The sequence below is a fragment of the Streptomyces sp. GL_140 genome, assembly GCF_057834465.1.
On record NZ_CM174404.1, the window covers coordinates 21,209 to 42,802 of the forward strand.

Consider the following 21,594-nt stretch of genomic DNA (forward strand, 5'->3'; position numbering starts at 1 on the left):
CTCGATCGTTTGAGAGGATCGAGTCATGGCACGTTCTTCCCAGTACCCGCTTGAGCTGCGCCGTCGTGCGGTGCGGATGGTCGCCGAGGTGCGGCCCGACTACGGCACCGAGTGGGCCGCGATGAAAGCGGTGGCCCAGAAGCTGGGGGTCGGCACGACTGAACCTTCCCCTTGATCGTGGACACCTGGAGACTGGGACCCGAGGTTCCAGAGGAAGTAGCACCAGGTGGGAAGCAAGTACACGAAGCGGTACACCGAGGAGTTCAAACGGGACGCGATCGCGCTCGTCGACTCCACGGGTAAGACGGTCACCGCCGTCGCCCGGGACCTGGGCATCAGCTCGGAGTCCCTGCGCGGCTGGTACCGCCAGGCCAAGACGGACCGGGGCGAGGGACGGCCCGGTGAGCTCACCATGGCCGAGAGGGAGGAGCTCAAGCGGCTGCGCAAGCTCGCCGCCGAGCAGGCCAAGACCATCGAGGTACTGCGAAAAGCCGCGGTCTTCTTCGCGAAGGAGAGCGATCGGTGAACGACACGTACGCGTTCATCGAGGCGGAGAAGACCACCCACGGCGTCGCTTTCCTCTGCAGGCTGCTGAAGGTGGCCCGCTCCTCTTTCTACGCCTGGCTCGCCGCGGCGAAGTCCCGGGCCTCCCGCCTGGCAGCCGACGAGGCCCTGGTGCACGAGATCGCCGTCATCCACGTCGCCTCCCGCCAGACCTACGGTGTCCCGCGCATCCACGCCGAACTGCGGCGGCTGGGACGGTGCGTGAACCGCAAGCGCATCGCCCGTCTGATGCGCGAGCACGGCATCCAGGGCGCCCACCGTCGCAAGAGACGATCGCTGACCCGGCCTGACAGGAAGGCGAAGCCGGCACCGGACCTGATCAGCCGCGACTTCCACGCCGAGATCCCCGGCGCGAAGCTGGTCGGCGACATCACCGCCCTGCCCACCGGCGAGGGCTGGCTCTACCTCGCCTGCTGGCTGGACCTGGCCACCCGCGAGGTCGTCGGCTACTCCATGGCCGACCACCACCGCGCCACCCTCGTCGTCGACGCGTTGAAGATGGCTGCCGGCCGCGGCCGCCTCAGGCCCGGCTGCATAGTGCATTCGGACCGCGGTAGCGAATACACCAGCAACCAATTCCGGTGTGAAATAGCCGAGTTGGGCCTCCGCCAGAGCTGCGGACGCACCGGATCCTGCTTCGATAACGCCGCCGCGGAGAGCTTCTGGGCCCTACTCAAAGAAGAGATCGGCACTCGCGTCTGGCCCGACCGGGCCACCGCCCGTGCCGAGGTCTTCGACTTCATCGAGACCTTCTATAACCGCCGCCGGCTCCGCAAGCACAAGGTCTTCGGCTACCTCACCCCAGCCGAGACCCGACAGCGGCAACAGCACACCCTCGCCGCGTAACGAACGAGTGTCCGAGATCACGGGGAAACTTCACCCGGGCGGCTTCCCCTGGATCAAGGTCAACGGGCGCGAGCTGACCGGTGTCACGGCGCTGGACCTGGACGCCTCGGTCATCCCGGCACACTCCGACAAGGAAGGCGCCGAGCCCAACTTCAAGGGATATGGCCACCACCCACTGTTGATGTTCTGCGACAACACCGAAGAACTCCTGGTCAACCGGCTGCGGCCGGGATCGGCGGGATCCAACACCGCCGATGACCACATCTCGGTGAGTATCGAGGGCCTGCGTCAGCTGCCCACCCGCCGACGGCACCGGGTCCTGTTCCGCACCGACGGCGCCGGGGCGACACGAGAGTTCCTCGCCTGGATCACCTCCGGCGGCGGCAACGCGGCCAACCGCTGGGAGTACTCCGTCGGGCACACCCGCGACCACGACTTCTGGAAGGCCCTGGCCAAGGTCCCGGCCACCGCGTGGACCCCGGCCCTGGACCACAAGGGCAAGCCGCGCAAGGACGCCGACCTCGTCGAGATCACCGGCATGCTCGACCTGACCGGCTGGCCGGAAGGGATACGGTGATCGTGCGCCGCGAACCCATCCACCCCAAGTACGAGCGCGAGCTCAAGCCGTACGAGAAGAAGACCGACTACCGCTACCAGGCCATCGCCACCAACACCACCGGCGGGCAACTGCAGTTCCTCGACGCCCGAGCCCGCTCCCACACCCACGTCGAGGCCGGCATCCGACGCGGCAAGGCCCTCTCCCTCAACCTGATGCCCTCCCGCTACTTCAAGGTCAACCAAGCCTGGTGCACCCTCCTCGCCCTGGCCACCGACCTCGCCCGCTGGTTCCAACTCCTGGCCACCGAAGGCAAACTCGCCCGGGCCGAGCCCGCCACCCTGCGCACCCGGCTCCTGGACGTCCCCGCGAAACTCGCCGACCACGCCCGAAGACGCGAGCTGAAACTCGACCCTGCCTGGCCGGCATCCACTGACCTCGTCGACGCCTGGGACGCTGTCCAGGCCTTGCCCGCCCCAGGCTGACCGCCACCCCACCGACCCCGATTCCCGAAAGGATGGAGATCCGCCCCATCCTCGGCCCGTGGAAACCGACGATCACCCGTGACGACACACGGCCGGAACGTCACCACCACCCGACGGACGAACCAGGACGAATCATCAACCCCGACCGATCACCTCAAGCCGGCGCGCGCACGTGAATGATCGAGGCCAGTGCCTGGATCTGCGTCTTCTCGTCGATCGAGAGCACAACCGCGCCACCCGGCGGCGCGAGGTAGAGGCCGACGACATCGGCGACCTTGTCCGCGAACGCGGGGTCTTTCGAAATCTTGAAGGTGCGGTGCGGCTTGAGGTTCTCCTCGCGCCAGATCCGCGCGATGTAGTGCCAGGACACGGCGACGTTCTCAGTCCGCTTCACATACTTCGCCAACTCGCGCGTCGACCAGTGCGAAAGGCCGGTGCCGGCTGGCGGCGTCATGCGCGTCAGCGCAATCACCCGCGCCCGAATCCGCGCCGGTACTTGCTCTCGGGCCCCGCCGGGCCGGTCGCCTTCCAGGCCGGCCAGCCCACGCCGGGCATATCGGGCTTTCCAGCGGTCCACGGTCGGCAGTGACACTCCGAGCAGCTCGGCAATGTCCTTGCGCCGTCGCCCCTCGCCCGACCACAACACGATCCGGGCCCGCGTGGCCATCTCCGCAGACACGTCCCGACTGTTCGCCAACTCCCGCAACTCGGCGGCCTGTTCCACGGAGAGCTCCATGCCGGTAACAACGAGACACGCAAGATCAAGTAACGCCAACGGAATCACGAGACACTAGATGATATCGCCGACAAGTTCACAATTTCACAAGGTTGCGCGCTATGCACCGCATTCCAGGCCTTGGCCCCCTGTTCAGATCGGGGTAGCAGGCTGTGCAGTGTCCCTACCCGGTGCGCCGACTTAGGCAGAGTGGCCGCCCGCCGGGGTGTCATCCGCTATGACCGCCCCGGTGCCGCTGGATCGCCGGGCGGGTGAGTTCCAGGAGGCGTTTTGATCACTGTCGCCTTGACGGACGGACCGCCGGAGCTGTGGGGTCCGCGCCGACGAAAGATTCCGCGCCTCATTTGCGATGAGCGGGATGGAATTTCCTGTCGTGGACACGGCGATTTCGATAACGTGACAGTGCCCGATCACCGCATGTCCAATATGACAAACGGCAGACCGAGGGGCTTGGCCAGGCCAACTGTCTGGGCGGGAGCGTGCGATGTGTGAGGCCGAGACGCTTAAGGAGCGCATCATGGGGTTCGTCCGGTGGTGGGACCGCGAGCAGGGCCGGGGCGAGATTATCCCCCAGGACTCGACCATCCCGGTCCCAGTGGTCCGGGCCGACCTCCGGAGCAAGTCCGGGAGCCTGTCCGCGGGCCAGCAGGTCACCTTCATCCTCGAACTCGGCCCCACCCGCTTCGAAGCGCGAGACGTACGCCCCTGAACGGCCGGGGCCCGTCGCCCCGCCCGGGCCCTCAGGCTCTCCCCGCCCCTGCCGCTTGGCGACGCCGCGGATTCTGCTGCGCCGTCCGGCTCATGCCGCCCCCGCAGAAAGGCCTCTTCGTGACCGGCAGCACCGGCCCTCTCATCCACATCGCCGACGTACTGGAACGCGCCCTGTGCGCCGTCAGTCGGCCGGACGGCGGTCCGGCGCTGGTCGTGCCCGTCGTCCTGGCCGACGGCAGCACCGCGGGCCTGGCCATGTCGGAGCTGGTCGCCGCCCGGCTGTGGGGCGCACTCGACTGCCGCGACCCCGCCCTGCTCGACCCGCCGCCCACCCACAGGCCCTGAGACAGGCCGGCAGTGGGCACTGTCACGTTATCGAAATCGCCGTGTCCACGACAGGAAATTCCATCCCTCTCATCGCAAATGAGGCGCGGAATCTTTCGTCGGCGCGGGCCTTGAGGCCATCTCGCCGCAGAATCTGCTGGCATGCCCACGCCATGGGTGCTTACGTGACAGTGCCTCCGCAAGGGCCTCAGCTGCGTCGCTTGGGCTCGGTGAGTCCGGCCGGGTCGATCTCGAAGACGAACGGAGCCTCGACGCGGGTCGTCGCACCGGGCAGAGCGATTGTCTTCTCGGTATACCGGCCGTCGGCGAGCTCGCTGATGATCAGGCGCGGGGCGGGGTCGAACTCGAGGCGCCAGTAATGCTGAATGCCGGCCTCGGCGTAGAGCATGGGCTTGAACTTGCGGTCCATGGTCTTGTTGCCCGGTGAAACTAGCTCGACGATCAATTGGACGGCTTCGGCGTCGATGCTGACGCCGTCCTCGGCGGTCGCGCCCGCGTCCGCGACGACGATGTCCGGCACGACCAGCCCGGACGGCAGGATCACGTTGATCGCCTCCAAGACCTCCACCAGAGCGCCAGCGGCCTGGGCCGCGGTATCGAGGGCGACGTGGAGGCGGTAGCTGGCCCGCTGGTGACGCAGGCCGGGAGCGGGGGACATCACGAGCGACTCACCCACGAGTTCGTATCGGTGCGAACGGTCTTCGGCCAGGGCCAGGACCGCGTCAACGGTCCAGGGCCCGTGGTGCTGGGCCAGGCTGGCAACACTCATGTCCCCTTCACCTCCATATCGCCTACCCCCAGTGTGGACTACGAACGGAAGGCCCGGGAGCTACACGGGCAGGGTCTCACGCCACTGCCTGACCACGGCTGCGGCCTGGTCCAGATTGGCGATGGGGGTGTCCACGCCGCTACGACGGGTTCGTAAGGCGTAGTCCCCGACGTAGGTGCTGAGAGGTCGTTTTGTCCCGCTGTTTTATCCCGGTATTGGCTGCTTGGTCTGGTGCGTCGGGTCGCGCCAGGAGGTGGTGTTCTCGCCGGTGAGCCGGCGGGCCATGAGGTCGGTCATCGCGAGGTGGATGACGGCTTCGGAGCGGGTGGGAAGGGTTTCGTAGTCGCGGGCCAGGCGGCGGTGGAGCATGAGCCAGCCGTAGGTCCTCTCCACTGCCCAGCGTTTCGGGATCGGGGTGAACCCCCTGTTCCCGGGCTTGCGGGCGGTGACCTCCATGTCGATGCCGAGAGTGGCGGCGTGTTCGACGAGGTGCTGGCGGTAGCCGCCGTCGACCCAGACCTTGCGGATGCCGGGGTATTCGGCGGCGACGCGCTCGATGAGCCGGGTGCCGGCCACCGAGTCCTGCACACTGGCCGCGGTCACCAGCACCGCGAGGAGAAGACCGAGCGTGTCGGTGACGATGCTCCGCTTCCTGCCGACGATCTTCTTGCCCGCGTCGATGCCCTGGCCGGCGGCGGGGACGCTGGTCGAGGTCTTGACGCTCTGAGCGTCGATCACACACGCCGTTGGCTCTGCGCCCCGACCTTCCTTCTCTCGCAGAAGCTGCCGCAGGACTCCGTTGAACTGGGCAAACACACCCTCGTCCGCCCATCTCGCGAAGTAGCCGTAGACGCTCTGATGCGGCGGGAAGTCATGCGGGGGCACTGTCGCGTTGTCGGTGGCAGCCTGGGATGATCTTTGGGTTGTCCGTGTTCGGGGAGGTAGTCCGTCGTGTCGTCCGTGGTGCCGTCGTACGCGAACCACCGGTACCCGGCGGAGATCATTTCGCACTGTGTGTGGCTGTACTTCCGCTTCCCGCTCAGCTTCCGCGAGGTTGAGGAGATGATGCTCGAGCGGGGCATCGTCGTCTCCTACGAGACGGTGCGGCGCTGGTGTCTGAAGTTCGGCCAGGCCTATGCCAACGCCTTGCGCCGGCGGCGCCCGCAGCCGGGCGACAAATGGCACTTAGACGAGGTGTTCATCAAGGTCAACGGGGTGCGGAAGTATCTGTGGCGTGCCGTCGACGCCGACGGCAACGTGCTCGACATCCTCGTGCAGAACCGCCGTGACAAGGCCGCGGCCAGGCGTTTCTTCCGCCGGCTCCTCACCACCACCGGGCAGGTACCCAGGGTGATCGTCACGGACAAGCTCCGCTCCTGCCAGGCTGCGCACCGTGAGGTGATGCCCTCGGTGGAGCACCGCTCCCACAAGGGACTGAACAACCGGGCCGAGAACTCCCACCAGCCAACGAGGCAGCGCGAACGCGCGATGAAAGGATTCCGCACCGTCGGCGGCGCGCAGCGGTTCCTGTCCGCGTTCACGGGGATCTCACTCCATTTCCGGCCCCGTCGGCATCTGACGACCGCCGGCCGGAACCGCTTCGAAATGATGATCCGCTTCACCATCTGGAACCACATCACCGCCAGCACCGGTCTGCCTGCGACCGTCTGAGCAACGGCCGCCAACGGCCCCTTCACCACCCTCAGCGGCCACGCCCCCCGACAACGTGACAGTGCCCTCGGAGGGCAACGAGTCCCATTCAGTGTTCGCACCATCGCGCGGCACCATGAACAGCGGACGCGATCGCAGGACCTCCCCGACCCGTTGCGCGCGCATGACGATCCCGGGATCATCCGGTGCTGCATAGCCTTCGGGCATGATGCGAACCTGCACGTCCATCGCCTCGGCATAGGCGTTTGCGTCGCTCTCCAGCTCCGCCATGTCCCTCCCGACCAGCGGGAGACCGTCGTACGCGACCTGGGGACCCTGCACGGCGTCGGCAGCGAAGCAAAACAGCCCCACAGCCTGGCTCACATAGGCCGTGACAGCAGGCGGAGCAGCAGCGGCCTCGCGATGGTGGACTTCGACCTTACAAGTCGGCGAGAAGATCGCGTGGTCCCGTGCACAATCGCTGACCTTCGTCTGGCCGAGCATCTCAGCCGCCGCAATCACTTCGTCGACGGTCATACCGAACCGAAACGGTCCGACGCCGACAGCCGGCGCATAAGACCACGTGTCCTGTTCGGCGACTCCGAATACGGCTTCGGCCTCGAACGCCATAGTCGCTCCTCTAGAGAACCTGAGCACTTGTCGTCGCCCATCTTGCCAATCGCCGACCAGCAGGCTGCCGGGTACCGCCGCACTCACGCAGATCACTCAGCGCGAGAGGTCTCTATCGAAACCGGGAACGGTTCAGTTCGAGGACCACCACGCTCGGCTGCTCGGGGTGCTGCTCGCAACCGTCGATCATCTGACCGTACAGATCCACGAACTCGACCGGCTCATTGTCTGCACGCCGGAGGAGATCACCACGCCGCACGACACCTCCGGCAGCGGCGCCGAACCGGCCGCCCTGGTGAGCGCGCGAGTCCTGGTCGAGCCTCTGGATGCCGTTCCTGGTATCGGGCCGACAACCGCGCAGATCATCGTCGCTGAGATCGGCGCGGACATGAGCCGCTTCCCCACCCCCGAGCACCTGGCTTCGTGGGCGAAGCTGTGTCCCAGAGAACCATCCAGTCCGGAGCGAAACACACCGTCGGCCCGGCCGGACAGGGCAACCCGTGGCTCAAGGGCGCCCTCGGCGAGGCCGCCAACGCCGCCGCCCGCACCAACACTTTCCTCGGCACCCGCTACCGCAGGATCGTCAAACGCCGCGGCCACGCCAAAGCCCTGGTCGCCGTCGCCCGCTCGATACTCATCATCGCCTGGCACCTGATCAACGACCCGGATGCGTCCTACCAGGAACTCGGCGCCGACTGGCACCGGCGCCATCTCGACTCCGCCCGCAAGACCCGCGACCTCGTCCGCCAGCTCCAGGCCCTCGGCCACCAAGTGGCCCTTACCCCGACAGCAGCCTGACCCTCCGGTCACCGTCATCCGGTCCGCAAGCGGCCCGGATGCTGCCGCCTTCCCTCCCGAAGGTCGATTTTTCCGTTCAGCTTCAGAGTCAAGCTCAATAGGTGTTCTCATTCGATCCCCGCTGCCAGGGGCTTTTCGGATCGGCGAAGTAGACCCTGACGTCGGTGGCCATCCGGGATGGTGGGGTGCCGCTCGGGTTCTGCGACCTGCGGAACTATCGCAACTATGATAGTTTAGGTAGGCTGAGGGGATGGAGACTAAGACGTACACGACGATCGACCTCCGCAAGCAGATGGGCGAGATCCTCGACCGCACGCGGATCGTGGGCGAGCCGGCCGCGATCACCCGCAAGGGCAAGACGCTGGCCTATCTGGTGCCCGCGGAGTGGTTCGAGCAGTACATGGCCCAGTACTCGTCGGCCCCCACCGCCGACCAGGACGCGGCCTGAAGCCGGACCACACCCAGAACAGGAGTCACTCCCCCATGACAGCGCAGCCCATCCACTTCGACGGCCCCGCCGGCGACCTGCCCCGCCGGGTGCCGCCGATGCCCGAACGCACCCCCCAAGCACTGCGCCTGGCTATCCAGGAACACGCCCCGCACCTGCTGCCGGACTTCGAAGCCCACTGGCGCCGCACGATTGGCGACACCTTCAACGTCACCCCCGTACCCGCCTTCATGCGTCTGTGGTGGACCCAGTACGCCATCGCCCGCGACCCCGGCCTGGAAGTTCACCTGCACGACCTCGAAGCCCGCGCCGCGAAGTCCGAGGACCCCGAGGAGTCCGCCCGGCTCCTGGGCGAGTACAGCCGGCTGCGCCGCCAGGCGTCCGCGGTGGAGCCCGGCCTGTGACTGATGAGCTCCCACGCCCGCCCTGGCAGCTGGACTGGACGGCAGAGGCGCTCCAGGAATTCGAGAGCATGCCCGTGGACGGGAGGCAGCTGGTCCTGGCGGCCCGCGCCGAGCTGATCACCGCCGCGGACCCCTACTACCGGGGCATCGACGCCGACCTGTCACTGCAGCATTGGATCACCGTCCGCCCGCTGGCCTCGACCAGCCCCGGCGGCCCCCATATCGCCGACCTCGCCGGCGGCCGCGGCTGGCTCGTCTTCACCTTCATCCGCCGCCACGCAGATCCCCAGATCACCATCACCGACGCGTTCTGGGCCTGACCGCGAGCCCAAGGTCCGGTGGACGGCCAGCACCGACCGGAGGCCTTGGTTGCGCCGCTGCCGCCGTACCCGGCCTCGCGTTTCGTCGGCTGCCCAGGGCGGCGGCCCCACTTGTAGAACCAGGACTCGGATACGTCAAGAGCCCGGCAGGCGACGGTGTACGGGACGTGGTGTTCGGTCCTCTGGTCGGCGATGAAGCCCGCAACCGTCACTTCGTCGCCTCCTTCACCCAGAGATCGACTCCGGAATCCGGCCAGGAACGACGATAGTCAGCGCAGGCTGTTGGCGTAGGCCTGCCCGAATTTCAGGCACCACCGCCGGACGGTCTCGTAGGAGACGATCACCCCGCATTCGAGCATCAGCTCCTCGACTTCGCGGAAGCTGAGCGGGAATCTGCGGATCGTGACTCCGCCGGGGCTGGCGGTGGAACGGTTCGGGCGCCAGCCGCGTGATGGTGCGCCCGCACGCTGGTGGAATCCACCGAGACTTCCCAATCGATCTCGTCAGTTGCGTCGGCCGCAGCCTGGACCTGCTGCAGGAGACCCTCCCAGGTGCCGTCCGCTGACCATAGTCGGTGGCGCTCGTAAACAGTCTTCCAAGGTCCGAACCGCTCCGGCAGGTCGCGCCAGTGCACCCCCGTCCGCACCCGGTGCAGAATCCCGTCGATCACCTGGTGATGGTTGCGCCACCGCCCGCACCGGCCGTTACTCACCGGCAAGAGCGGTCGCAGACGCTCCCACTCGGCATCCGACAACTCACCACGCTGCCTCCCACCCATGCCAGGAACAACGACCGGATGAGGAGACGGTCACATGATCGGCCGGACAGCTCCTAGTTGTTGGTGCCGGGGCGTAGGACGTCGGCGTAGACGCGGGCTTGTACCCCCGGGTGTCCGGGTGTGTGCCAGTGGGGGGTGACGCCAGTAGTGGCCCATAGTTTTCCCAGGGTGGTCATGACGGCGATGACGGTGTCGTCGTCTGCGCCGGTGATGTCTAGGACGACCAGACCGGGTTCGCTGACGTGTACTTCTTCGATGTCTTCCATATCGGGGGCGACGCGGTTGTGGGGTGAACCCCTGGCCGTTGACACCCACCCCGGGGAACGTCTTCGAGAACACCGCCCAGGTGGCGACCGCCCATGACCTGAGGGTGCCCGGAGCCTCCAAGGCTCCGGGCGCCTCCGTTTGCACGGCCGGCTCCCAGGCCGTGGCCGGACCGCTTGCCGTCCCGGGAGAGGTAGCGGGCTATTCGGCGCCCCTCTGTGAGGGCGATGCGGCAACCGCCCATCCGGACTGACCGTCGTCGGTGGCGAGCTCCGCCTGGTACAGGGTGGTGAAGCTCTCGCCGTCCTCGCGCCGGGTGAACACCATGCGAGGTTCACCCCACGGTTGCGCCCGCGGGGACGGGGGCCGCTCCTGCGATGGGGTTGCCCGCCCAGTGGGTTCCGGCTGGTACGGACTCGCCGCGCATGACCAGGGACGACGGGCCGATGGCGGCGTGCGCGCCGACCGTGCTGCCCGGCAGGACGATCCCGTGCGGCCCCAGCGAGGCGCCCGCGGCGAGGTGGACACCGTCCATGCTCATGATCCGGTCGTGGAACAGGTGGGTTTGCAGCACGCACCCGCGGTTGACGGTGGCTCCGTCGCCGAGGGAGATCAGATCGGTCTCCGGCAGCCAGTGCGTATCGCACCACACGCCGCGCCCGACCCGGACACCGAGGCTGCGCAGCCACCAGTTGAGGACGGGCGTGCCCGTGAAGGGGCCGGCCAGCCACGGCACCGCGAGGGACTCCACGAAGGTGTCGTACAGCTCGTTGCGCCAGACGAACGAGCTCCACAGCGGGTGCTCACCGGCCCTGAAGCGCCCCATGAGCAGCCACTTGGCAGCCGTCGCCGTGAGCGCGGCGGCGAGCCCGGCGACCAGCAGGAGCGGGGCGCCCACGAGGGCCGCGAGCCCCAGCCCGCTGTCGTCCAGCACGTTCTGCTCGGTCAGCATGACGGCCTCGCCGAGCGCGAGGCCGCACATCAGCGGCAGTATGCGGCACATCTCCACGGCCGCGCGGGCCACCACGAACCGGCGCGGCGGCTCGAAGGTGCGCCCGGTGCCGGCGTCGGACGCGACGCGCGGCAGCGGCATCGCGGGGCGCCCCAACCAGGAGCTGCCCGGCTCACTGTGCGCGGGGGCGTCGGACAGCACCCCGATCAGGCCGTTGTCGGGGACCTCGCGGCCGGGTCCGACGATGCCGGAGTTGCCGACGAACGCCCGGCGGCCGATGCGTACCCGGCCCAGCAGCATGCGACCGCCGCGGAGTTCGAACGGCGCGACCAGGGTGTCGTCGGCGAGGAACGCCCCGTCCTCGACGGTGAGCAGCGAAGGCAGCGGCAGGACTGTGGAAATCTCGGTGCGGCGGCCGATCCGCGCTCCGAGCAGGCGCAGCCAGGTGGGGGTGGCCAGGCTGGCGTAGAGCGGGAAGAGGCCGGTGCGGCTGCCGTCGAGAAGCCGGGTGACCAGCCAGACCTGCCAGGCGGTGCCGCCGTCGGTGCGGTGGCTCCCGGGCGTGATGCCCCGGCCGAGGAGCCGGACCACGAGGGCGGTGAGCAGGATCCAGCAGACGGTGGTCAGGAAGGTGGACGGCGGTACGGCGGCCAGCAGCCACAGACCGGTGGAGGAGAGGCTGGTGCGCCCCTTGATCAGGTAGTACATGCCCACGAGCGAGGGCAGGGCGGCGACGAGCGGCAGCAGCGGGAGCCCGGACAGGGACAGCGCGTAGGCCAGATTCCACCGGCGCGAGGGCCGGGGGTGCGCGGTTGCACCGGACCGGCGGTGGCCCGGAATACCACCGCGGGCGTGGGCGCCGGAGCGGCCGCGCCGCGGCGCCTGCCCGGTCCGGGGCAAGCCGTGGCCGGATCCGGATCCGGCTCCTGACCCCGGCTCGGACCCTGACCACGCGAGGTCGTCCCTGCCGTGGGCCGGTGTCCCCGCCGCCCGGTGCCGCGCGGGCCGTGCGGTGTCCGAGGGGGAGCCTGCGGCCGGCCGGGCCGGCGAACCCTCCCAGGTCCGGCCGCCCGGGACGTGCCCGTCCAGGCAGGCCCCGCCTTCGAGTTCGGCACCGGGGCCGAGGGAGGAGCCCGGCATCAGCATGCTCCGGTGCCCCACCCGGGCATCGGAGCCGATGCTGACGGTGCCGACGCGCAGGACCTGGCCGTCGAGCCACCAGCCCGCGAGGTCGGCCCCCGGTTCCACCGCGCAGCCGTCGCCGAACTCGGCGAGGCCGGTGACCGGCGGCATCGCGTGCAGGGCGACGCCGCGCCCCGTTGAGCAGCCCAGGGCCCGGGCGTACCAGGGCGCCCAGGGCGTGCCGAGCAGGGCGGGCACACCGAAGGAGGCGACGGTGCGCTCGGCGGCCCACAGCCGCAGGTGCGCCCGGCCGCCGCGCGGGTACGAACCGGGGACGATGCCCCGGGTGAGCAGCCGGGCCGCCGTCGCGCCGAGCATGAAACGGGAGGGTGCGCTGAAGAGCACGAGCCATCCGATCAGCACCAGCCACCAGGAGGTGTGCGGGGCCCAGGCCTCGGGCGCCAGTATCCCGAGGATGTTGTCGGCGGCGGCCAGGCCCACCAGGGCGCGCAGCCCGGCGACGCCGAACAGGGCGGTCTGGATCAGGATCTGGGCCGCGCCCGTCCGGCGGGGCACGGGGCGGACCTCGCGCCGAGCCTCGGGCCGCACCGCGTTCTGGGGGGCGAGGGAGTCGAGGTGGGCCGCCATGTCGGCGAGCACGGGGTGGCGGTAGAGCGCGGCGACCGAGACACCGGGGTAGTACTCGCGCAGGAGGGAGGCCATGCGTGCGGCGGCCAGGCTGGTGCCGCCCAGGGAGACGAAGTCCGAGCCGGCGGTGGGCCGGGTGCCGAGCAGCTCTTCCCAGATGCCGGCCAGCCGGGCGGCGGTGCCCGACAGCGGCCCGCCCTCCGCCGCCTCTTCGGAGGAGGCCGGCAGCGGCCAGGGGAGGGCGTCCCGGTCCACCTTGCCGGACGTGCGGGTCGGCAGTTCGCCGACCTCGGCGAGTACGGGGACCAGCGCGGCCGGCAGCCGTTCCATCAGCAGGGCTCTGGCGCGTTGGCGGTCGTAGCCGGGGCCGGGGACCACGTACCCGGCGAGCAGTTTGCCGCCGGCGGGGGTGGACCGTACGGCCGCGGCGGCACCCAGTACGCCGGGCAGGGCGCTCAGGGCGGCATCGATCTCGCCGAGTTCGAGGCGACGCCCGCCGATCTTGATCTGGTCGTCGGCCCGGCCGGCGAAGACCAGGCCCGCCGGGTCGGCCCGGACCAGGTCGCCGGTGCGGTAGGCGCGGCCGGCGGCCAGCGCGGCCGAGGGGCGGTAGCGGTCGGCGTCCTTGACGGGGTCGAGGTAGCGGGCCACCCCGACGCCCGCGATGACCAGTTCGCCCTCCTCTCCCCACGGCACCGGCTCTCCCGCCTCGTCGACGACGGCGAGCTCCCAGCCGTCCAGGGGCAGTCCGATCCGCACCGGCTCGCCGGGGTGCATCAGGGCGGCGCAGGCCACGACGGTGGTCTCGGTGGGGCCGTAGGTGTTCCACATCTCCCGGCCCGGCACGGCGAAGCGGGTGACCAGTTCGGCGGGGCAGGCCTCGCCGCCGACGATCAGCAGCCGCACCCGGTCCAGGCACTCCGGCGGCCACAGCGCCGCGAGCGTGGGCACGGTCGAGACGACGGTGATGCCGCGCTCCACGAGCCAGGGGCCCAGCTCGTGGCCGGCCCGCACCAGCGCGCGGGGGGCGGGGACCAGGCAGGCGCCGTGCCGCCAGGCCAGCCACATCTCCTCGCAGGAGGCGTCGAAGGCCACCGAGAGCCCGGCCAGGACCCGGTCGCCGGGGCCCAGCGGGCAGTCCCTCAGGAAGAGCCCGGCCTCGGCGTCGGCGAAGGCGGCGGCGCTGCGGTGGGAGACGGCGACGCCCTTGGGCGCGCCGGTGGAACCGGAGGTGAAGATGATCCAGGCATCGTCCCAGGGCAGCGTCGGCCGTGCCATACCCATCGGGGCGGCAGTGCCCGGCAGGTGGGTGCCGTGCTCTATGACCAGGCAGACCCCGGCCTCCCGGAAGACGGTGGCGGCCCTCTCGTCGGGGTCGTCGGCGTCAACGGGTACGTACGCGGCGCCGCACCGGAGCACGGCCAGGATGGACAGGTACAACTCAGCGGTGCCCGAGGGGACGCGTACGCCGATCCGGTCACCCGGTCCGGCGCCGGCCCGGCGCAACTGCTCGGCGCGGGCTGCCACCTCGGCGGTCAGATCCCGGTAGGTGAGCCGCTCCCCGCCGGTGTCGAGGGCCAAGGCCCCGGGGTGCGCGACGGCGGTGTCGTCCAGCACGTCGAGCAGGGTGCGCGCCGGCGCCGGATGTCGGCTGCGGTAGCACGCCGACTCCGGAGAGGCTCCCGGCAACGCGAACGGAGAGCCTGGCAGGGTCGAAGACATCGGTACGCCTCAATTCGACGTCGGTGGTACGGACGGCTGCGGAACGCCCGCTTCCATAGACGGCGATCATCGAGGGAGGGTTCGTAAGACGGAGGTCAACATTCCGCAGATCGAACAGCCGGTGACCTCCCCGCCAACGCTCCGAAACCCCATGGCACCAGCCCTGGAACCGCCGGTCCCGGGCCCGGGTAGGCTCCGGCAGGGATGGCCTCTTGGTTGAATATTGGCCATCTGTTGAGATTGTTTTCGGACCTAGAATCACCCGATCGCCCTGGCGATCGTCGCCACCGTCGTCGTGGTCAGCGCCGCCGGCAGGTCCGCCATCCTGCTCGTCCAGACCCTCCTGAGCCGGTTCGGCCTCGGCTGACGAGTCGTCTGCGGTGTGCGACATCCCGTAAGTTCCCCTGAGCCCCGATGAGTCTCTGACCCCGTGGCCAGGGGGTTCTTCCTCCTTCGGGTGTTGTGTGGCCTTGTGACGTAACTTCGGGATTCTTGAAGCGTTCTCATCTCGCCCGATCGATCCGCGGTCTGGTCGAAGGTGAGGAGGCTCGGGTTGGCGTCGCTGGCAGTCGTACGGGACTTGCGTGAGCACTGGGCGCCCGCGTCGGTTGAGGAGCTGGAACGGTTCGAGACTGATGTGCTGTCCGGGTTCGTCCTCGCGCGGGCCTCGGCAGGGCTGGCGGACGGCACCATCCGCGGGGACGTCGGACACCTGGAGCAGATCAGGACCTGGTTCGGCCGGCCCTTGTGGGACATGGAGCCCGCCGACGCCGACGCATACTTCGGGAAGGTCCTGAGGAACTCGCCGAGCGGCACCCGGCTGGCCCGGTCGCAGGCGCTGACCACGTGCTGCTTCATGTTCCTGGAGCCGCGACACAAGGTCGAATCCACCGGATGACCGGCCGGGTAGTCGAGTGCCCGATCGGCGAGATGAACCGGCCGCGCGGGGCCAAGGACGCCCAGCTGCGGATCCCGCCGAGCGAACCGGAGGTCGGGACGCTGTTCACCGGCTGGGGCGGCGAACTGGCGACCTGCCGCAAGTTCGCCCCGACCGCACGGAACTACACCTCCTCGAAGCTGATGTCCCAGGTCGGCCTGCGGGTGAGCGAGGCATGCAAGCTCGACCTGGACGACATCAAGTGGGACCTGGGCCGCTTCGGTAAATTCCACGTCCGCCATGGCAAGGGCGCCCGCGGCTCCGGCCCGCGCGAGCGGATGGTGCCGCTGATCAACGGCGCCGACCGGACGCTCCGGTGGTTCATCGAGGACGTCTGGGGCCAGTTCGACGACGACCACACCCGCCCCGGCGCCCCGCTGTTCTCCTCCGAGCGCAAGAGCACCGACGGCTCCGCCCGCCGAGTCGGCGACGACGCCCTGCGAGGCGGACTCGACAACGCGGTCAAAGCTCATCTGCCGAGCTGGACCGACAAGCTGACGCCGCACGTCCTGCGACACTTCTACGCGTCCCAACTCTACGGAAACGGGCTGGACTTGGTCGCAATCCAGGAGGTCTTGGGACATTCCTGGATTGCCATGACAAAGCGCTATATCCACGTGTATCAGACCCGGGTCGAGGATGCCCGGGTCGCCGGGATGCAACGGGCTGCGAAGCGGCTGGAAGGACTGGCCCGATGAGGTGGAACCTGCGGCTGACCGCCGCGAACAGAGGCATCTGGAAGGCATCCGAGCTCCAGCGGAGCTTTGCCGAGCACGGACTGGTGATCTCGGCCGGAAAGATGTCCGGACTGTGGTCCGGCCAGCCGGTCTCCCTCAAACTGGAGGACCTCGACGTCATCTGCGTCGTCCTCGGCTGCCAGATCGGCGACCTGCTGATCCCCGAACCGGGCAAGGTCCGCCGTCCAGGCGAGGAAAGCGGGAAGGAGGCCGTCGGGGCCAACGGTCCGGCACCGACGGTGGTCCCGCGGCGGCGGGACGGCCGGTCCCTGCCGCCGATGTGACGCGGTGAGTCCGCGCAAGGGCTATCGCAAGCCCGCGACGAGCTGCGACGGCTGCCTGGCCTGGGGCGTATTCACCGGCAGGCCCTGCCCGGCGTGCTCGCAGTTCACGCGCCAGCACGTCGGCGGCGAATGCGGGGCCTAAACACTCCTTCGGTGGGCTTGTGCTACTTCGCCCTGTGTTCGCACCGCGCTGCGATCCAGCAGCAGCAGGGCGAGGTCATCGGCCTGGCAGCGGATTTCCGGGATGGCGGTGGTCTCCAACAGGTTGCCGCGCCGGAGCGACCCCAGCGTCCACAGCGGTGCTGGTGCCCGGCCTCCCGCGGGGCGCAGCCGACCGCAGGCAGTGGTGTCGAATCCGCCGCCGACAGGGGCCGGTGAGCCGAGGCCGGTGTCGAGCAGGTTGGTGATCAGGCAGTCGTCGATCCGGGTGAGATCAGCCTCGGAGCCGGTGCAGTTCAGCACTGCCCCCACCTGCAACCGGCGGCCGTCGTCCAACTGGACCTCGACGACATCACTGGGGGTGTCCGGGGCGGTCTTGGCGCCGGCTACGACGCCCCGACCGATACTGACCAGACCCGTGTCCACGGCGGTGCGCAGGGCTCTGGCGCTGACAGGCGGGATCCGGTGGCGGTGAGTCTCCCAGAGTCGAAGGTTCTGGGCCAGCAGCCGAGCCTGATCGGCGGGTGACAGTTGCTGCCACAAGGCGCTGGTAACCGGACGGAGGCTGTCCACTCCCGCCCGCCAGTCGCCGTGGACGCGGCGGCAGTGGGAAATCTGGCGCAGCACCGCCCGGCGCAGCCCGGCCAGTCCCGAGCGGGCGTCTAGTTCAGGGGCGGCCGGGGCGAGGACCGGGGTGGTGGCATGGGGCTGGGGGATCAGGCCATGCCGCGACAGCGCGTGCACGATGCGCCCGGGGCGCTGGAGGCTGAGTGCCATGTCCACCATGGTCAGACCGGTGCCGACGAGCAGGACGTCGCGGTCCTCTGGGACTTTGGTGAGGGCGTCGGATGTCCAGGGGTCGGCCAGGAACATCCTTGAGGCGCGCAGCGCTGGCGGGGCCCAGGCCAGGCTGGGCGCGAAGTTGCCAAGGGCTAGCACCGCGGCGTCGGCGTCGAGCAGGTGCCCGCCACGCAGCCGCATTCTCAGCGGCGCGGCGGTCGACTCCGGGCGGGGGGTAATGCTGACGACGCGGTCGTGCACCCGAACGAGGTCGGGGACGTCGCTGCGGGCGCTCACCGTCTCCAGGCTCTCGGTGAGATACCGGCCGAAGAGGCCTCGGGGCACGAAGTCGTGCTCGCCTCCGCGGTCGCCGAGCCAGCGCACGAAGTGGCCAGGGTCGTCCCGGTGGGCGCTCATCCGGCCTGCCGGGACGTTCAGCAGGTGGTGCGGCTCATCCGTTCCGAACGCCAGTCCTCGGCCCGCGGTTTCGGGGTCGATGAGCCAGATCCGGACCGGCGCGGGCGGGTCGACGGCCGCGTTGTGGAGCAGCCGCAGCGCCGTCAGGGTACCGGCGGCTCCCGCGCCCACCACGGCGATGTCGTGCACGGTACTGCCGCGGTTCACGAAGGAGATCGTCCTTTCCGGCCGACTGCCCGCCGTAGCAATAGAATTCACTGCTCACCCTCGGGCGGGCAGTAGGTCCGGCGGATGCTGGTGCCCAGCCGGACGATGTCCGCGCCGTAGACGTGGATCGAGATCGCCTTGGCCGAACAGGAATTGCACACCCGGTGGATATCGCCGGGCGGCGCGAAGCCAGCGATAGCGCCGGTGGGGTTTACCACGTCCTCGGTCGGGATAAGCCGGGACGTCCGCCCGTCGGCCATCAGCAGGTAGCGGCGCTCGCGCTCCTGCCCCTCGTACACACCAGTGACGCACCAGGAGACGTGATCGTGGATCTGGGTCTGCTGGCCCGGCAGCCAGACCAGCGCGATGATCGAGAAGCTGCCGTCCCGCTCGGCGTGCAGCACATGCTGCCGGTAGTTGTCGGGATCGCCCTCGCGCTGCTCGGCGGTGAGCAGATCCGCAGTGCCGAGGACGGGAACGAGCAGCTTGCCGACCAGCTGGGCCGTCAACTCCGGTGGTAGGCCACGCTGGATTACCTCACGGATCTCGACGATGAGGTCACTGATCCGTTCCGTGACCCGGGCGACGACTGCGCCGGACGCAGTGGGAGACGTCATGCTGCCAACATGGAGCCGATCGCTCTGCCATGTCCAACGACGATTCATAGGCCCCTTGCCAGGCAGGGCTAATAGATCGCTGCCGCGGTCACGGGGCCGGGGGGCAGCCGTCACACGGAGTTCCCGGCTCGGCATGTCCCGTTCCATAAACAGAAGTTGGGGGTGCTGATGCCCCTAATTCCTAATTCCTTCTTGAGGACCGCAGTGGTGCCGGATGGCTTCACGCGGTGTTCGAGTGGTGAGGTCCGTGACGCCTGCTGCAACCCTGGCCCATGAGGTCTCTGGGTAGATCGTGCGGACGGCCTGGCCGCTGGGTGGTGGCCTCGTGGGCGTCGGGCGGATGCCTTTGATGCCCCGGGCAGCAGATACCTAGTACTGCAGCAGCGCTTCTCCATTTCCGCTGGTCAAAGGCCTGAGTGTGGGGAGTGTAGTGCTGTGGAACCGGGTGGGGGACGGTCTTTCGCGGACCGTCCCACCAACGGGTGGCCACGCCGCATGTAATGACAATGCTCGGGGCAGTGCGCCGCTGTGAGCGAGCATGCATCAGAGAGCGCCTGGGACAACGAATTTACTGATCTTGTCCTGCGGATCGGAGCCAGGTTCACGCGGGTGGAACCCAGGCGGCGAGCAGGTGACTACATCCGCGCCCCACACCTTGCGGCCGACCAGGGCCAGCGCGTCGCGGTTGGCCATCAGATAGCCCGCGAAGAAGACCACGATCACGATCTTCACGAACTCGCCCGGCTGGAACGAGGCCGGTCCCAGACGGATCCACCGCTTGGCGCCGTAGCTGTCCCTGGGGAAGAACGCGGGCGCCATCAGCAGGGCCGTCGCCACGAACATGCCCACGTAGGTGTAGCGCTGCAGTATCCGGTGGTGCTTGACCAGGGCGATCACCGCGACCAGCACGCCGATGCCGATCGCCGTCCACATCACCTGCCCCGGCGCCGCCACGGTCGCACGATAGTGCGATTTGTACGAGGCGTCGAGCCGGTCGATCACCACCAGGCCCAGGCCGCTGAGCAGCACGGTCACCGGCAGGATCAGAGGGTCCGCGTAGGGGGCGAAGAACCGCACCGCCAGGTGGGCCGCGATCGCGGCGCCTCCCAGGCCGAGCCCGTACGCCCAGATCCCGGGCGGCAGCGATCCGGTCATGGCCAGGCCGACCGAGGCATGGCCGAAGAGCCCGACGAGGACCGCGAAGACGACCAGCGCCAGCTCGGTGTTGCGTCGGCGACCGGTCTGCGGACCGGTCCTCAACAGCCGCTGGTTCACCATGTGTCGCTCTCCCCCATAACCGCGCCTGCTCCGTCCGTGCGAGCAAAGGTCTCGCCGCGCCCAACATTTGCGCAACGGCGCGATACGGCAATGCCCCGCGAGCGCACCGCCGCACCCCCACCCCCCGATGCGGCAGATGTTTCATTTATTGCGCAACTGTATAACTATAGTGCGGCGGTGGCATGCCGGTCCCACCGCCGCATTCCGCCCCGGGAAGGCACTGCTCGTGAACACCTCACTCTTACCCTCGCAGGCTCCGCACTCCTTCAAGCGCGTCTTCGCGAGGTCCTCGCCGCTACGGCGCCTGGACTGGATCCTGTTGTCCGCCGTCGTCGCACTGGGCTGTATCGGCGCCCTCCTGACCTGGTCGGCGACCCGGCACCGGCTGGACGCGGCGGGCACGGACAGCCATGCGTACCTCGTGCGGCACCTGATCAACCTGGCCGTCGGCCTGGCCGTGTGCGGCTCGGTGAGCGCGCTCGGCCACCACCGACTGCGCGGCTACGAGCCCCTCCTCTACGGAGCCGCGCTGCTCCTGCTGGCCACCGCGCTCACCCCGCTGGCCAGCACGATCAACGGAGCCCACTCCTGGATCGTCATCGGCGGCGGCGTCTCCGTCCAGCCGTCCGAATTCATGAAGCCCGCCGTGATCCTCATGCTGGCGGCGCTGCTCTCCGGGAGCCGGGACTCCCCCGGCCCCCTCGCCCCCACGACCCGCCAGTGGACAGCCGCGCTGGCCCTGGTGGCGGTTCCCGCTCTGATCATCATGGCCAGTCACGAGCTGGGGACCAGCCTGGTCCTGCTGGCCATCACCGCCGGCATGCTCTTCGCCTCCGGCCTCTCCGGCCGCACGCTCGCAGTCCTGGGCACGCTCACGGCGGCAGCCGCCACAGCCGTCATCACCCTCCACCTGCTGAGCGCTTACCAGCTCAACCGCTTCGCCGCCTTCGCCGACCCCGAGCTCGACCCGGCCGGGGTCGGCTACAACACCAGGCAGGCCCGCATCGCCATCGGCTCCGGAGGGCTCTTCGGCGAGGGTCTGTTCCACGGCAACCAGACCAACGGAGGCTTCGTCCCCGAACAGCAGACCGACTTCGTCTTCACCGTCGCCGGCGAGGAACTCGGCTTCCTGGGCGGCGCCACGGTCATCGCCCTCCTCGGAACGGTGCTGTGGCGCGCCCTGCGCATCGCCCGCCGGGCGCACCACATGCACGCCGCTCTCCTCGCTGTCGGCATCGTCTGCTGGCTGGCATTCCAGGCGTTCGAGAACATCGGCATGACCCTGGGCATCATGCCCGTCGCCGGTATCCCGCTGCCCTTCGTCTCCTACGGAGGATCCTCGATGCTCGCCGCCGCCGTCGCCGTCGGTCTCCTGGAGTCCGTCCACCTGGCCTCCAGCCGCCCCCGCAGCGGCTGACCACGCGGCCCCC

Annotated in this window: 23 protein-coding genes and 5 pseudogenes; 17 read left to right on the forward strand and 11 right to left on the reverse strand. The window is 69.2% G+C overall.

The annotated features are described in order from the left end of the window. Positions 1–25 precede the first annotated feature (25 nt). From AC3IYJ_RS00125 to AC3IYJ_RS00145, 5 genes and pseudogenes are all read left to right on the forward strand, one after another. Positions 26–163, forward strand: a pseudogene (locus AC3IYJ_RS00125) (IS3-like element ISMyma3 family transposase); the annotation flags it as partial. 63 nt (positions 164–226) lie between these two features. Next, a complete protein-coding gene (locus AC3IYJ_RS00130) occupies positions 227–526 on the forward strand; it encodes a transposase (protein WP_489396335.1) in 300 nt (99 codons plus the stop codon). Then, positions 523–1,410 (forward strand): IS3 family transposase, encoded by an 888-nt coding sequence (locus tag AC3IYJ_RS00135; RefSeq protein ID WP_489396336.1) that lies wholly within the window; start codon positions 523–525, stop codon positions 1,408–1,410. The genes AC3IYJ_RS00130 and AC3IYJ_RS00135 overlap by 4 nt, the downstream gene beginning before the upstream one ends. A 7-nt stretch (positions 1,411–1,417) precedes the next feature. After that, positions 1,418–1,987 carry a transposase gene (locus AC3IYJ_RS00140; protein WP_489399316.1) on the forward strand — a complete coding sequence of 190 codons (570 nt, stop codon included), beginning with the start codon at positions 1,418–1,420 and terminating at the stop codon, positions 1,985–1,987. Positions 1,988–1,989: 2 nt separating this feature from the next. Then, positions 1,990–2,451 carry a transposase gene (locus AC3IYJ_RS00145; RefSeq protein WP_489399317.1) on the forward strand — a complete coding sequence of 154 codons (462 nt, stop codon included), beginning with the start codon at positions 1,990–1,992 and terminating at the stop codon, positions 2,449–2,451. 154 nt (positions 2,452–2,605) lie between these two features. On the opposite strand, the gene AC3IYJ_RS00150 is transcribed toward AC3IYJ_RS00145, so the two are convergent. Further along, positions 2,606–3,187 (reverse strand): IS630 family transposase, encoded by a 582-nt coding sequence (locus AC3IYJ_RS00150; protein WP_489399318.1) that lies wholly within the window; start codon positions 3,185–3,187, stop codon positions 2,606–2,608. A 517-nt stretch (positions 3,188–3,704) separates the two neighbouring features. On the opposite strand from AC3IYJ_RS00150, the gene AC3IYJ_RS00155 reads away from it, so the two are divergent. Both AC3IYJ_RS00155 and AC3IYJ_RS00160 read left to right on the forward strand, forming a co-directional pair. Beyond that, entirely contained in the window at positions 3,705–3,896 is a 192-nt protein-coding gene (locus AC3IYJ_RS00155) for a S1 domain-containing protein (RefSeq protein WP_489399319.1), read from the forward strand. Between the two features lie 119 nt (positions 3,897–4,015). Next, on the forward strand, positions 4,016–4,243 hold the full coding sequence (locus AC3IYJ_RS00160) for a hypothetical protein (protein ID WP_489399320.1): 228 nt from the start codon (positions 4,016–4,018) through the stop codon (positions 4,241–4,243). A 187-nt stretch (positions 4,244–4,430) separates the two neighbouring features. On the opposite strand, the gene AC3IYJ_RS00165 is transcribed toward AC3IYJ_RS00160, so the two are convergent. Then, positions 4,431–5,012, reverse strand: coding sequence for a Uma2 family endonuclease (locus AC3IYJ_RS00165; protein ID WP_489399321.1), 582 nt, complete (start codon positions 5,010–5,012; stop codon positions 4,431–4,433). A 204-nt stretch (positions 5,013–5,216) separates the two neighbouring features. Continuing rightward, positions 5,217–5,891: pseudogene (locus tag AC3IYJ_RS00170) on the reverse strand (IS5 family transposase); the annotation flags it as partial. A gap of 72 nt (positions 5,892–5,963) precedes the next feature. Here AC3IYJ_RS00170 and AC3IYJ_RS00175 point away from each other — a divergent pair. From AC3IYJ_RS00175 to AC3IYJ_RS00200, 6 genes and pseudogenes are all read left to right on the forward strand, one after another. After that, the gene (locus AC3IYJ_RS00175; RefSeq protein ID WP_489399322.1) at positions 5,964–6,683 is read left to right on the forward strand and encodes an IS6 family transposase; all 720 of its coding nucleotides are present in this window, start codon (positions 5,964–5,966) and stop codon (positions 6,681–6,683) included. 904 nt (positions 6,684–7,587) lie between these two features. Continuing rightward, positions 7,588–7,725: pseudogene (locus tag AC3IYJ_RS00180) on the forward strand (transposase); the annotation flags it as partial. Between the two features lie 2 nt (positions 7,726–7,727). Beyond that, positions 7,728–8,090 carry a hypothetical protein gene (locus AC3IYJ_RS00185; protein WP_489403077.1) on the forward strand — a complete coding sequence of 121 codons (363 nt, stop codon included), beginning with the start codon at positions 7,728–7,730 and terminating at the stop codon, positions 8,088–8,090. Between the two features lie 250 nt (positions 8,091–8,340). Next, positions 8,341–8,538: a type II toxin-antitoxin system Phd/YefM family antitoxin gene (locus AC3IYJ_RS00190; RefSeq protein WP_489399323.1), complete on the forward strand. Its 198-nt coding sequence runs from the start codon at positions 8,341–8,343 to the stop codon at positions 8,536–8,538. A 35-nt stretch (positions 8,539–8,573) separates the two neighbouring features. Beyond that, positions 8,574–8,942: a hypothetical protein gene (locus tag AC3IYJ_RS00195; RefSeq protein WP_489399324.1), complete on the forward strand. Its 369-nt coding sequence runs from the start codon at positions 8,574–8,576 to the stop codon at positions 8,940–8,942. After that, the gene (locus AC3IYJ_RS00200) at positions 8,939–9,262 is read left to right on the forward strand and encodes a hypothetical protein (RefSeq protein WP_489399325.1); all 324 of its coding nucleotides are present in this window, start codon (positions 8,939–8,941) and stop codon (positions 9,260–9,262) included. The genes AC3IYJ_RS00195 and AC3IYJ_RS00200 overlap by 4 nt, the downstream gene beginning before the upstream one ends. A 272-nt stretch (positions 9,263–9,534) precedes the next feature. Here the strand turns inward: AC3IYJ_RS00200 and AC3IYJ_RS00205 are convergent. The 5 genes and pseudogenes from AC3IYJ_RS00205 to AC3IYJ_RS00225 all read right to left on the reverse strand — a co-directional run. After that, positions 9,535–9,657 (reverse strand): annotated as a pseudogene (locus tag AC3IYJ_RS00205) (IS6 family transposase); the annotation flags it as partial. 38 nt (positions 9,658–9,695) lie between these two features. Then, positions 9,696–10,040: pseudogene (locus AC3IYJ_RS00210) on the reverse strand (IS5 family transposase); the annotation flags it as partial. Positions 10,041–10,093: 53 nt separating this feature from the next. Continuing rightward, on the reverse strand, positions 10,094–10,306 hold the full coding sequence (locus AC3IYJ_RS00215) for a DUF6207 family protein (RefSeq protein ID WP_489399326.1): 213 nt from the start codon (positions 10,304–10,306) through the stop codon (positions 10,094–10,096). Between the two features lie 199 nt (positions 10,307–10,505). Next, positions 10,506–10,631, reverse strand: coding sequence for a hypothetical protein (locus tag AC3IYJ_RS00220; protein WP_489399327.1), 126 nt, complete (start codon positions 10,629–10,631; stop codon positions 10,506–10,508). Positions 10,632–10,638: 7 nt separating this feature from the next. Next, positions 10,639–14,748, reverse strand: a complete 4,110-nt coding sequence (locus AC3IYJ_RS00225) for a Pls/PosA family non-ribosomal peptide synthetase (protein ID WP_489399328.1) — start codon at positions 14,746–14,748, stop codon at positions 10,639–10,641. 553 nt (positions 14,749–15,301) lie between these two features. On the opposite strand from AC3IYJ_RS00225, the gene AC3IYJ_RS00230 reads away from it, so the two are divergent. Genes AC3IYJ_RS00230 through AC3IYJ_RS00240 form a run of 3 tightly spaced genes read left to right on the forward strand, consistent with a single transcriptional unit; the run spans position 15,302 to position 16,706 of the window. Beyond that, positions 15,302–15,646: a hypothetical protein gene (locus tag AC3IYJ_RS00230; RefSeq protein ID WP_489399329.1), complete on the forward strand. Its 345-nt coding sequence runs from the start codon at positions 15,302–15,304 to the stop codon at positions 15,644–15,646. Beyond that, the gene (locus AC3IYJ_RS00235; protein WP_489399330.1) at positions 15,643–16,383 is read left to right on the forward strand and encodes a tyrosine-type recombinase/integrase; all 741 of its coding nucleotides are present in this window, start codon (positions 15,643–15,645) and stop codon (positions 16,381–16,383) included. The genes AC3IYJ_RS00230 and AC3IYJ_RS00235 overlap by 4 nt, the downstream gene beginning before the upstream one ends. Continuing rightward, positions 16,380–16,706 (forward strand): helix-turn-helix domain-containing protein, encoded by a 327-nt coding sequence (locus AC3IYJ_RS00240; RefSeq protein WP_489399331.1) that lies wholly within the window; start codon positions 16,380–16,382, stop codon positions 16,704–16,706. The genes AC3IYJ_RS00235 and AC3IYJ_RS00240 overlap by 4 nt, the downstream gene beginning before the upstream one ends. 138 nt (positions 16,707–16,844) lie before the next feature. On the opposite strand, the gene AC3IYJ_RS00245 is transcribed toward AC3IYJ_RS00240, so the two are convergent. From AC3IYJ_RS00245 to AC3IYJ_RS00255, 3 genes are all read right to left on the reverse strand, one after another. Next, positions 16,845–18,269 carry an FAD/NAD(P)-binding protein gene (locus AC3IYJ_RS00245; RefSeq protein ID WP_489399332.1) on the reverse strand — a complete coding sequence of 475 codons (1,425 nt, stop codon included), beginning with the start codon at positions 18,267–18,269 and terminating at the stop codon, positions 16,845–16,847. A 47-nt stretch (positions 18,270–18,316) separates the two neighbouring features. Further along, on the reverse strand, positions 18,317–18,886 hold the full coding sequence (locus AC3IYJ_RS00250) for a cysteine dioxygenase family protein (RefSeq protein WP_489399333.1): 570 nt from the start codon (positions 18,884–18,886) through the stop codon (positions 18,317–18,319). Positions 18,887–19,429: 543 nt separating this feature from the next. After that, positions 19,430–20,164, reverse strand: coding sequence for an FtsW/RodA/SpoVE family cell cycle protein (locus AC3IYJ_RS00255; RefSeq protein WP_489399334.1), 735 nt, complete (start codon positions 20,162–20,164; stop codon positions 19,430–19,432). A gap of 226 nt (positions 20,165–20,390) precedes the next feature. On the opposite strand from AC3IYJ_RS00255, the gene rodA reads away from it, so the two are divergent. After that, complete coding sequence (gene rodA / locus AC3IYJ_RS00260) at positions 20,391–21,581, forward strand: rod shape-determining protein RodA (RefSeq protein WP_489399335.1); 1,191 nt, start codon at positions 20,391–20,393, stop codon at positions 21,579–21,581. Positions 21,582–21,594 lie beyond the last annotated feature (13 nt).